Here is an 11,086-nt window from a genome sequence, read left to right on the forward strand (position 1 = left end):
AGGAGGACGTATTGGCCTTTATGGACTTCCCCCGCGAGCACAGGGCCAAGCTCCACTCGACCAACCCCATCGAGCGCCTCAACGGTGAGATCAAGCGCCGCACCGACGTGGTCGGCATCTTTCCCAACCAGGCCGCCGTCGTCAGGCTCGTCGGTGCCCTCCTCCTCGAGCAGTCCGATGAATGGGCCACCCAGCGATCGCGCTACATGACGCTGGAGACCATGACCGCGGTGAGCGATACTCCGGCCGTCAGCCTGCCAGTTGCAGCTGTTTGACACTGCGGCACAGCCCGCTGAGGAGCACCGCTCCTACACCACGCTGTGGGACACGACCTGGCCCAGACCGTATGCGTGACCCGGCACGCCCACGCGGAGTTCATCTGCTTCCTCAACGCAGTCGAGCGCGAAATCCCGCCGGGAAAGCTGGTCCATGCTGTGGTCGACAACTACGCCACCCACAAGCATCCAAAGGTGAAGGCGTGGCTGGAGCGGCACCCGCGCTAGACGTTCCACTTCATCCCTGCTTCCGGGTCGTGGCTGAACAGCGCATTCGGCGCGGCAGCTTCCACTCGCTGGTCGCCCTGCAAGCCGTCATCAAGCGCTACCTCGCCGAGCACAAGGCCAATCCGAAGCCTTTCGTCTGCACCGCCACCCCCACCGCCATCCTCGCCAAGCCGGATGCATGCTCCGTGTGAGTCGCTGCACTGGCTTGCTGTAGGTCGTGCCTTGAAAGCCCGAGCGGCTCCACAGATGCGACAATCCCAGCACAGAACAAGTCAACGGTTCCAGTGCCGGAATCCGGCCTGATCGGCGACAAGGTCGCCAGCTGAGCCTCCAGCCATGCGTGCCAACGGCAGCTCGATGTTGCAGACCAACCCGCTCGTGTTCCAGACAAGCAAGATCTCTCCGCCGAGCTGCCCTCGCACGACGGTATCCAAAACGCGGGTGCCGAAGCCACGCCGGGTAGGAGAACCTATTACCGGCGGCCCGCCGACCTCGGCCCAGTGCAACCGCAGCGTCCCCGTGCGGCCGCCATCGAGCGACCAGGCCACCGCAACGTGGCCCCCTGGTACCGAAAGGGCACCATGTTTGGTTGCATTCGTCGCCAGCTCGTGCACCGCCATCGCCAGAGGCTGCGCGGCGCCGGCGGGCAGCGCCACAGTCGGGCCGGCCAAGGTTGCGCGCGGCTCGCTCATCCCGTCATCGGAGAGGAACGGCTCCATCTCGTTCGTGAGCAACGTTCGCAGATCGGCCCCGACCCATCGCTCGTCGGCCAGCAACATCTGCGCCCGAGCCAACGCCGCCACGCGCCCGGTGATCGCCCGCACGTAGCTCGGCAGGTCGGGCGCGCGGGTCAGGCGTAGCGCCGCCTGCACCACGGCCAATACGTTCTTGGCCCGATGGTCCACCTCACGCGACAGCAGCGCCTGGCGCGCCTCGGCCACCTTGCGTTGGCGCAGATCGCGGAAGATCCCCGCGACACCGATAGCGCGTCCGTCAGGCGCGAGCATCCGCGACGCGGTAACGGCGACCGGGATCCGCTCGCCCGACTTCGCCACGCGCATGGTCTCGTGCTCGTGGACACGCGCTCCTTCCATGGCGCGGCGGAACACTCCGGTCGGCTCATCCTCGGGAAGGTCCGGAGGGACCAGCAGGCCGACCGGCCTGCCGAGCGCCTCAGCCTCGATGTAGCCGAACAACTCCTCTGCGCCTTTGTTCCAGGCGACGATGCGCCCGTCCTCCGCGGCGAAGGCGATGACCGCGTCCGAGGTCGAGGCGATAATCGCGGCGAGGCGAGCGTTGGCCTCTTCAGCGTTTTTGCGATCGTGGATGTCGACCGACGCGCCGAACCACCGTAGGACCCTGCCGGTGCGCGCGTCGCGCTGAGGTTCGCCCCGGACCAGGAACCAGCGCCATTCGCCGGCCTTTGAGCGGATGCGGTGCTCGACAAGGAACATTTCGCCGGTCCGCCGCGCTTCCTCGAACCGCTGCATCGTCGGCCCCGCGTCATCGGGGTGAATGTAGCTGGCGACCGTCTCGGCCGCGGTGATCGGCCCACGCGGCGCGCCCGTGTAGTTGAACCACTGCTCGTTGTAGAACTCGTTTCGCCCCTCAGTGTCGGTGATCCAGACGATCAGCGGTACGGCGTCGGCCATTAGCCGGAATCGCTCCTCGCTCTCACGCAGCGCTGTCTCGGCGCGCGCCCGCTCGACGGCGGCCCAGGTGCGCTGGGCGATATCCTTGGCGAGATCTACCTCCGCTGCGCCCCAGCGCCGCGGCTTCGGCTCGTGGAGATAGAGGATCGCCCTCAGGCGTCCGGCCCGGAGGAGTGGCACCACGACGAGCGAGCGCGTGCCGATGCTGGCCCAGGTAGCACTATATGCGCCGCCGGCTGCCCTTGGATCGGCCAGGCAGTCCTCCACGACCAGAATGCGGCCGGCGTGGAGCTCCGCAGTCACCGCCGGCCCGAAGGCGTCCATCAGGCGAGCTCCGCCGGCTAGGCTGGCCACGGTGCCGTCGGTCCAGTCACGCTCGACCACGACGGTCTCGCCTGTCGCATCGATCTCGCCATAACCGGCGCGGGCCGCCCCAAGGTGGCGGGCGAGTGCCTCAGCCGCCGCGAGGGTGGTCTCGCGCGCATCGGCCAGCCCGCGCAGCCGCTCCTCCAGGTGGAGAAGGAAGGCCTGCCGGCGTTTGGTGAGCACCGTGCCGGTGGTCTCGATGACGGTGTCGAGGAAGCCGGCGACGCGCCCTGCCTCGTCGCGGACCGGGCTGTAGCAGAAGGTGAAGGCGGCCTCTTCTGGGTAGCCGTTGCGCTCCACCGTGAGGGGGAGGTTCTCGACGAAGGTGGCCTCACCGGCGAAGGCACGCTCGGCGATAGGCCCGACCTCCTCCCAGACCTCGCTCCAGATCTCATTGAATGGCCGGCCGAGCGCATCGGGCTTGGCGCCGAGGATGGGCCGGAACGCGTCGTTGTGGATCGAGACCAGCCCCGGTCCCCAGACGATGCAGGCCGGGAAGCGCGAGGCAAGCACCATACCGACCGCGGTTCGCAGCGACTGGGGCCAGGACTCAATCGGGCCAAGTGGGGTGGTGGCCCAGTCATGGGCGCGGACGCACAGGCCCATGGCGCCGCCCCCGGCCAGGAAATCGGTTTCGGAGGGCATCGCCGCGTCATCGCGCAAGGCGGCGCGCCTCAGTTTGGGTCGATGGCGCCGAGTCCTGCCGCTTACGCTCGTCTTCCTTCAGTAATCGAAGAGCAGCGCGGACTACCTCGCTGGCGCTGCGGAACCGGCCCGAGGCCACCCGGCGATCGATGAGTGCCTCCATCTCAGGCGTGAGTGAAACGTTCCTGGTTTTCCGAAGAGGCATCCAGCCATACAACCAAGCCGCGATTTTGTGTCAATATTTGATGCGATATTGGTAGATTTCGGTGCGAATTCACAGGCCCCGGGCGCGAGCGAACAGGCGCGTATCGAAAAAGCTTCAGCTGAGGCAGCCGCCCAATGAATTAACCTGCCGTTGTGCAATTCCAGATCTGGTTGGTGGGTTTGGTCATCAACTGTGCCGCTTCGAGCGAGCGGAGGTCCGAGGCTGGATAGCCGCCCACATACGATGAGGCGAATACGGAACAAGTTGGCGATACCATCAAGCGTCGTCGCTGCGAACCAACTGATATCAACACCGTCATAGCCACCGCGGCAGCATCACGGTTGGCCGGATTGCGCACCCAGGCGAGTGCCTTGGGCGCCTGGGCCTCCTGCTAATAGCAAGCGGCAGGCAATCGCCTTGGCTAGCTGACAAACCAGAAGATGCCGAGGAGCCCAGCCAGGGCGAGGCCGCTGGTGGCGATGTACGACATCAAACCACTAGGCTCCGCGTCAAAATCACGTCGCGGCTTAGAAGCAGCATCGATCATATGGCTCACGTTTGCTACTCTTGGTTGCAAAGAGCCTTTTATCTAAACCTCAGGACGATATCAATGCCGGTGGCAGCGCCGTCGCCTGCCAAGCCACCAGCTACGCGATCGGCTGCGGCATCTGCGGCCCGGGTGGGCTGATGGTTGGAATTTCGGCAGGCCCTTCAGGAGCAGGCGTCTCAGCCGGAGGGGTTGGTGTCGGCGTTGCGGGAGGTAGCCCTGGCAGTTCTGGCCCAGGCCCCGGTGTCGGCGTCATTGGCGGGGTTTCGGCCGGCTCGAGAGGGGGCAGGCCAGGCAACTCGGGTGGTGGCGGTGCCGCTGGGTCCGAGAGCAGGGGCAGCAGAGCCATTTGGCCTTTGGTTGCGTGCATATTGATCATCACATGATAACCCCCGGGGGTGGCTCTCGTTCAGACCCGCTTCAATCGCCTGATCCGTATCGCCGACCGGCAGGCAAAGGTAGCGCTGGCCGCGACGCAGCCGATGCTGCGATCCATAAGGCGGTCCGGCTTGGTAGGGCCAATGCAGCCCTGTACCACGACCGGAGGCCGCGGCGCGGACCCTGCTGCCGCCGGGCTTCGAATGGCTGGACGTCACCCCCACCGCGGGGTGGATCTACGCACCGTACCGCCGCGCTAACCCCGATGTGGACGGCAGCCCCATCCCCATCACGGGCAGTGGAGCCAGACCCAGCCGTGGTCGGTGTGCGGGGGCGCTCTGCGGGCTTGGGCGATGCTGGCGAAGGCTGGGCTGATGATCTTCTACCACCGCCTATCCCGCGTCCGCCGCCCACCAGCCCATCACAAGCAAGGCAGAACGACGCTGATTAGAGCACACCAATTCCAAACCAAAAACCGCCCGCAACCATAGCTATCCATAGCGGAACGGAAATTATCATCAAAATTGCAATCTTCACCCAAGACATCTGCCTGTCCTTGCCGTCATGATCTGTAAAGAATTCGTACAGCATCGTTCCAACTTGGGCTAAGCGGCCGAGTTCATCATGATTGAAGCGCAATGTTGCGATTTGCCGCCGGCTTGCCGCGCTGTGCGGCGTCAATTCGGCTGATCCAGGAGGAGGGAGAGCATGACGGAGTTCAGCGCAGCCTTAGTCTCTCTGGCTCTTATCAGCTTCGGCCTTTGGCTCAGTTGGCTTGCCAACCGGCCCAAGCGGCATCGCAGTCACCAGCTGAGGGGCGTCCTTATTCGGGCACGTGCCACTCGCCATGCGCCCCATGCCTCGCACAGGCATACGCCTCGGTAACTAGGAGGGGTTGGATCATGCCGCCCCTCCTACGGCTTTAGGCACCAGCCACGCCGCCCTTTAGCCCGCCTAGATACCTGCTGGCTCTGGCACCAGCACCCCCAGACGGGCCACCGCAGCCTCGAGCAATGCGACATCGCCCTCCCGCCATTGCCTGCGGCTGAGCAGTGTGATCGCCTCGGCTACCGGCACTCCGAAGGCAGCCCCAATCTCGGCGGGCCTGGTGATGCCCCGCTCATCCAACTCGTGGCCGATCGGCGGTTCGGCGTCGGCGCTCTTCGGGAGAGATCTTCGGCTTCGCAGGCGGTATCTGGTCAGGGGGCAGGCTCATGCCGTGGATGCCGGTCGCCGCAGCAACCGGTGCCAGGCACTGTTATCAAAGCCACATGCGTATGGCGGCGACCCGAAAATCGGCGAACCCGCTGGCAGCGATGGCGTTGCCGCCTCCGATGCCGCGTCCTTCACTGCCGCCTGCCGCGGCCCTCCTCGCCCTCGCCCTGCTCCCCGGCTGCCAGGCGGTGCTGACCCAGACGACCTCGGCAGTCGCCGGCATCGGCGGCGCCGGCGTCGCCGACAGCCTCGGCGCCAACGCTGCGCTGACCACCGGCATCGGCCTCGGCGTCCAGGCGCTGGGCCGGGCCGGGCTGCAATATGCCCAGCGAAAAACGCATGGCGCAGCGCAGGACCGGATCGCCGCCGCGGCGGGCCCGCTGCCGGTCGGTGGCACCGCCGCCTGGAAGACCAACCACACCGTCCCGGTGGAGCCGAACGAGCGCGGCCAGGTCGCGGTCAGCCGGGTGATCAGCGCCGGGACGCTGGACTGCAAGGAGATCGTCTTCTCGGTCGAGGAGGGGGAGGGCGCCAAGGCCACCCGCGCCTTCTACCTGGCGGCCATTTGCCGCGACGGGGCGGGCTGGAAATGGGCCTCGGCCGAGCCGGCGACCGAGCGCTGGGGATCCCTGCAATGAGGCTGGCGGTGCTGGCGACGGTCGTGCTGCTCGGCGGCTGCAACTCGGCCAGTGACCTGGTCGGCGCCGTCACCGGTACCGCGGCGGCGGCGGGGTCGGGCAACCCGGCGGTCGGCATCGCCATCGGCGTCGGCGCCCGCTCGGTGGCGGATTGGGGCCTGCGCCGCGTCTCCCGCAACTGGCACCGGACCGAGCAGGAAGCGATCGCCATTGCGGCGGCCGAGACGCCCCTCGGCGAGGCGCGGCCCTGGCAGGTCACGCACAGCCTGCCCTTCGGGGCGAAGCAGGGCGAGGTGCGGGTGCTGCGGGCGATCGACACACCGTTGGCCGCCTGCCGGGAGATCGCCTTCTCGGTCGATGAGCAAAAGCCGCCGACGCGCGCCTGGTACCTGACCAGCCTCTGCCGGGACGCGACCGGCTGGCGCTGGGCGGCGGCTGAGCCGGCAACGGGGCGCTGGGGCAGCCTGCAATAAACCGGGCGGCAGCGCCCGCCCTAGGTTCTGTGGACCCTTGGGGATTCTGGACCTGACGGTTGCATGATTCAAGGCTGCCTTTGCGGAGGTGGCCTTGGGCGTGTTGGACCGGCTGGTGCTGAGCGATGCGGCGTGGGAGCGGATGGCGTCGCTGATTATTGGGCGGCCTGACCAGAAGGGCTCGACCAGGAGCGACAACCGCCTTTTTGTCGAGGGCATGCTGTGGATCGCGCGCACGGGAGCGCCCTGGCGCGATCTGCCCGAGGCCTTTGGTGACTGGAACAGTACCTTCCGCCGCTTCAGCCGTTGGAGCGGGAAGGGCGTCTGGCAGCGCATTTCCGAGAGGATGTCGGACGATCCTGACTGCGAGTACCTGATCGTCGGCAGCACCATCATCCGCGCTCACCAGCACGCCGCTGGTGCCAAAAAAGGGGGGGTTTGAAGATCAGGCCCTTGGTCGCTGCCGCGGAGGCCTGAGCACCAAGCTCCACCTGGCCGTGCGAGCTGATCGAGTGCTGCTTCTCCAAGCTCAAGCAGTTCCGCCGCGTCGCCACGCGGCACGAGAAGACTGCAAGGAACTACCTCGCCGTAGTCACCCTCGCCGCCACCGTCCTCTGGCTCAGGTCAGTGTCCGCAAAACCCAATGCAAAGCGACGTCCTCTCCTGGGATTCAAGGCCGCCCGTCCTACCGTCGGCTTTCTTTGGCCAGCCACCGCAAACCGTCCTCCAGGATCTTGCCGATAGCTTCCACATTGATTGGAGCGGAACCATTCGGGCTGGGTTGGCCTGCGATGTATCCATGGCTCCTGCCCACCGACGCTAATCGGGCAACCAGGGGAGACAGGCTCGCTCTGGCAAAAGCGTCAAAAGCGGCAAACCCCTCCGGCGAACCGTTGTCTTGCCCCCCCTCCCGGGCCAGCAGACTGGCGGCGACCCGCTCCAAAGAGCGCGCACGCTCCGTCTTTGCACCGGCGTCCGCCTCAAGCCGCGCGATGACTTGCTGCACCACTTCGGAGGGGCCCTGGATCACCGAGCGGAGTGCGTCCGCCTCCTTGCGAGTGGCTTGAGCGTCGCCTTGCAGCCGTTCCGCTTCTGCAGTCAACGACTGCGCTGCAGTGATGGCATCGTTCTGGTTCATGCCAATCACATGAGGACGGGCACCAGAGCGAGCAAGAGGGTACTGAACAGGATCAGGTCTGACCAAAAACGCTGCTCAGCTGAGGCAGCGTCAACCCTTGCCATCAAACGCCGAGGGGTTCCCTGGTCAGGCACGCGCCAACGCGGGAAGTGCAGCCCCTCGGGCCAACCATTCGGGCGGGTCGCCACCGAGCTTTGGTGTCGGCAACGCCCACTGGCACGGCGTCTCCGACAGGCGCAGCACCGGGCCTAGCGTCAGCAGGTTCCCGTAGGAGGAGTCCTCGCACACATAGAGTGGCTCAAGCTCTGCCTCGGTCAGCTGCTCGGGCGCATGATTGAAACTGCTGAGCAGTCCCTGGCGCTGATAGAACATGGCGGATTGGCAGAGCGACGCCTGCACATGATAGCTCCCGCCTTCGCGGGTGCGGCGCGCCAGGGCCAGCAACGTGCCGAAGGCCGCAAGGTAGCCCGTCAGGTAGTCGCAGATCGGGGCCGGGGCGAGCTTCGGCCCGTCGGCGCCGGTCATTTGCCCATGGGTGTGGGCGATGCCGGAGACCGACTGCGCGATCTGCTCCCACCCGGCGCGCCCTGCGAAGGGGCCGCCCGACCCGAAGCAACTGACCGAGACGGTGATCAGCCCTGGGCGGAGCCGGGCCAGATCCTCCAAGCCGAAGCCGCGCTCGCCGAGCTGGCCAGGGCGGTAGCCGTTGACGAAGACATCGGCCTCGCGCGTCAGCGCGGCCAGGCGGCTGGCCTGGTCGGCGTGCCGGAGGTCGAGGAAGCAGCTCCGCTTGCCGTGGCTTAGGTCGCGCACGTATTCGGGCACCTGCGGCAGGTGGGGCGCCGTGACCATCAGTACATCGGCGCCGTGCTCCGCCAGCGTCCGCCCGGCGGTCGGCCCAGCCAGGATGCGGGTCAGGTCGAGCACACGCACCCCTGACAGCGGCCGGTCACCGGGCGGCAGCGGCTCCGGCTGCCCCTCGGCGACCTTGGTGACCTCCACCACGGGCCGGGCGGCGAGGTAGGCGCCCTGCGGGTGTGCCAGCCACTCCTCCCGCGTCCGGATCTTGCCGCCGCAGGCGCGCGCCTCGGCGATGGTGGTCTCGAGCACGTCGGCGTCCCAGCGGGCGACCGCGGCGCTGACCGAGGCCGGCGTGCTCTCGCAATCCAGCACGTCGAGCACGCGGCGCTCCAGGTGCGGCAGGTTGAAGTGCGGCAGGAACCAGCGCCCGTCCGCGGTTGGCCAGGGCTGGGTCACCATCGCCATGTGCTTCATGCTGTCGGATATCGGTGGGCGCCGGTACTGCCCGTCCGTGTCGCGCTTCCGCGTATAGTCGACGACACGTAGCGTCGCCGCAGCTTCGGGCACCGCGATGCTGACGGCCTGGCGGCGGCCGGTGCGCAACTGCCAGAGGTCGTTGGCCGCAACGCCGGTGGCGGCAAGGACAGCGGCCGCCGTTTCTCCGACGCGGAAGGGTGTCCGATAGAATGGATCGGACCCGGTGATCGTGACCTCACCGGCGCCCGGCGCCGGCATGGCGCGGACGGCCATCAACTCGGAGAAGGCGGCGGATCGATGTGCCTGTGTCATTTGTCTCCCTTCTCGCGTCCGGGCTGTGCCGTGCAGTGACTCATACTGAAGGTGCAGGCAGCCGGTCGAGCCTGGCGAGACTACGGTCGACGAGTTTGGTCCAGACGAAGAGGCTCGAGGTGGCGTTGTGCTCGCGGATGGTGCGGGCGATGGCCCGCTCGAGATCGGCGACGGATTGGCCCCCCCCTCGTCGCTGGCACCTTTTCAGCGCTGAGACGAAGCCCGCGATGGCTTTGATCCAGGAGGCTGAGGTCGGTGTGACATGGAGCACCCGGCGTGGGTGGCAGAGTTGTCGGCGATGGCGTGGATCACTTACCCGCGGGTACGGCGCGCTCCACGGCGTTGAGCAAGCGGACGAACCCCTGGTGCCGGTGCTGGGACATGCAGCGGCCCAGCGCGGTGCCGTCCTGGCCATTGAGCGCGACGAACAGGATGGTGGCGCCGTTGCGCTGGTCGTCGTGGCTCATGGTGCTGCATTTGCCGGGCTTCAGCGGCAACCCAGGCGGGGTACGGTCGAGCGCCTGGATCTGCGATGTTTCATCGATCGACAGCACCATGGTATGCATCGGCGGATGCATGTACAGGCCGACGAGGTCCTCGACCTTGCCGGCAAGGGCCGGATCGCTGGAGCGCTTAAAGCTCCGCAGCCGGTGCGGCTGATGCCGCTGGCCTGCGCCATCGCCCGGCCGGTCCAGTGGGTCGCCTGACCCCACGGCTCGGAGCTGGTGAGCGCTAGCACCTTCGCCACGGTTGCGGTTGGCAGCGGCGCTCTGCCGGGTGGGCGCGTCTGGTCGCGCAGCAGGCCATACATACCAGCCGGGCGTAGCGTGCCTGCCGACGCCAGACTGCCGGTCGGCTCGTCGCAATCTGACCGGCTACCTCGGCAACGAGCAGCCGGTCGGCGGAGAGCAGGACGATGCGGGCGCGCTGGACGCACCTCTGCGAGCGGTTCCGGTCAGCGCCGATGGCGGCCAGTCGCGCAGAATCACCAGCATCTACGATGATGCATACGTTCTGGGCCATTCGCCCAGCCTGGCATGCCTCAGCAGGTGCGTGACTCGTCTGGCCATGTCAATGCATCAAGGGCCGTTGGTGTAGGTCAAGGGACAGGTGATATTGCAGCCTCCGATCCCGGAGAAATACCCGCCGAACTTGCCAGTCAGTGGTCCACCTTCGCTGCTGTACAGGTTCAAGCTGACGCCGCCTGCGCCCAACCCGCCGCAGATCAGATTGGCTCATACTTGCTTTCCGAAGTAATTTTGGGGATCCTCATAGAACTGACCTGCGCCGGCCCATGTCCCTGTCGCCCAGGCCGTCCAGTCCCCGCCGGTGGGATGGGCGCCGGCCGTCCAGAACGGGTGCGGAGCACCCCCAGTCCAGTCCGTGGTAAAGGCATATTTGCCGAAGCCCGATGCGATGGCCCCAGCCCAGACGGCAGGCCACTGCGCCGGGTCGGCGAGCGAGCCATCTGTTTGAACTGTGAAAGTCAGGATTAGATTTGTCAGACAGTGCCCGATGAGATCCGAACTTGAATCGTGGGCGACGCGCACAGAACCGCGTCGACGGCACCAATGCGGATCTCGCGGCCGCGCGCTGCGGTCAAGTCCCGCAGCCGCGTAGCGGGGCGCCGGAGGCGCCGGACTTGACGGCGGCGCGCCCGGCCGCGGCACACTGAACGAAGCCGTTGGCGCGCCGTCATCGGACACTGTCCGACAGATCGAGTGCCGACTTTTACA

The 11,086-nt window shown here is 66.8% G+C and carries 8 protein-coding genes and 3 pseudogenes; 5 read left to right on the forward strand and 6 right to left on the reverse strand.

The features are described 5' to 3' along the window. Positions 1-275, forward strand: a 275-nt coding sequence (locus BLR02_RS27025; RefSeq protein ID WP_176849862.1) for a transposase, incomplete at its 5' end; no start/stop codon positions are given. An 81-nt stretch (positions 276-356) separates the two neighbouring features. After that, a pseudogene (locus BLR02_RS30705) lies at positions 357-694 on the forward strand (transposase); the annotation flags it as partial. An 81-nt stretch (positions 695-775) separates the two neighbouring features. On the opposite strand, the gene BLR02_RS27030 reads toward BLR02_RS30705, so the two are convergent. The 3 genes from BLR02_RS27030 to BLR02_RS29050 all read right to left on the reverse strand — a co-directional run bounded on the left by BLR02_RS27030 (position 776) and on the right by BLR02_RS29050 (position 4,977). Next, a complete protein-coding gene (locus tag BLR02_RS27030; RefSeq protein WP_090665348.1) occupies positions 776-3,184 on the reverse strand; it encodes a PAS domain S-box protein in 2,409 nt (802 codons plus the stop codon). Beyond that, the gene (locus BLR02_RS27035) at positions 3,174-3,371 is read right to left on the reverse strand and encodes a type II toxin-antitoxin system ParD family antitoxin (protein ID WP_090563691.1); all 198 of its coding nucleotides are present in this window, start codon (positions 3,369-3,371) and stop codon (positions 3,174-3,176) included. The genes BLR02_RS27030 and BLR02_RS27035 overlap by 11 nt, the downstream gene beginning before the upstream one ends. Positions 3,372-4,743: 1,372 nt before the next feature. Continuing rightward, positions 4,744-4,977, reverse strand: coding sequence for a hypothetical protein (locus tag BLR02_RS29050; protein ID WP_143018343.1), 234 nt, complete (start codon positions 4,975-4,977; stop codon positions 4,744-4,746). Positions 4,978-5,630: 653 nt separating this feature from the next. On the opposite strand from BLR02_RS29050, the gene BLR02_RS27040 reads away from it, so the two are divergent. The 3 genes and pseudogenes from BLR02_RS27040 to BLR02_RS27050 form a co-directional block, all read left to right on the forward strand. After that, on the forward strand, positions 5,631-6,149 hold the full coding sequence (locus tag BLR02_RS27040) for a hypothetical protein (RefSeq protein WP_090563689.1): 519 nt from the start codon (positions 5,631-5,633) through the stop codon (positions 6,147-6,149). Beyond that, positions 6,146-6,622, forward strand: coding sequence for a hypothetical protein (locus BLR02_RS27045; RefSeq protein WP_090665349.1), 477 nt, complete (start codon positions 6,146-6,148; stop codon positions 6,620-6,622). The genes BLR02_RS27040 and BLR02_RS27045 overlap by 4 nt, the downstream gene beginning before the upstream one ends. A gap of 94 nt (positions 6,623-6,716) precedes the next feature. Next, positions 6,717-7,246 (forward strand): annotated as a pseudogene (locus BLR02_RS27050) (IS5 family transposase); the annotation flags it as partial. A gap of 61 nt (positions 7,247-7,307) precedes the next feature. Here the strand turns inward: BLR02_RS27050 and BLR02_RS29055 are convergent. The 3 genes and pseudogenes from BLR02_RS29055 to BLR02_RS27060 all read right to left on the reverse strand — a co-directional run bounded on the left by BLR02_RS29055 (position 7,308) and on the right by BLR02_RS27060 (position 10,373). Beyond that, a complete protein-coding gene (locus tag BLR02_RS29055) occupies positions 7,308-7,760 on the reverse strand; it encodes a hypothetical protein (RefSeq protein ID WP_143018344.1) in 453 nt (150 codons plus the stop codon). Positions 7,761-7,886: 126 nt separating this feature from the next. Next, the gene (locus tag BLR02_RS27055) at positions 7,887-9,350 is read right to left on the reverse strand and encodes a CoA transferase (protein ID WP_090665350.1); all 1,464 of its coding nucleotides are present in this window, start codon (positions 9,348-9,350) and stop codon (positions 7,887-7,889) included. Between the two features lie 40 nt (positions 9,351-9,390). Then, a pseudogene (locus tag BLR02_RS27060) lies at positions 9,391-10,373 on the reverse strand (IS630 family transposase). Between the last annotated feature and the right edge of the window lie 713 nt (positions 10,374-11,086).

The sequence above is a fragment of the Belnapia rosea genome (assembly GCF_900101615.1).
Classification (GTDB): Bacteria; Pseudomonadota; Alphaproteobacteria; order Acetobacterales; family Acetobacteraceae; genus Belnapia; species Belnapia rosea.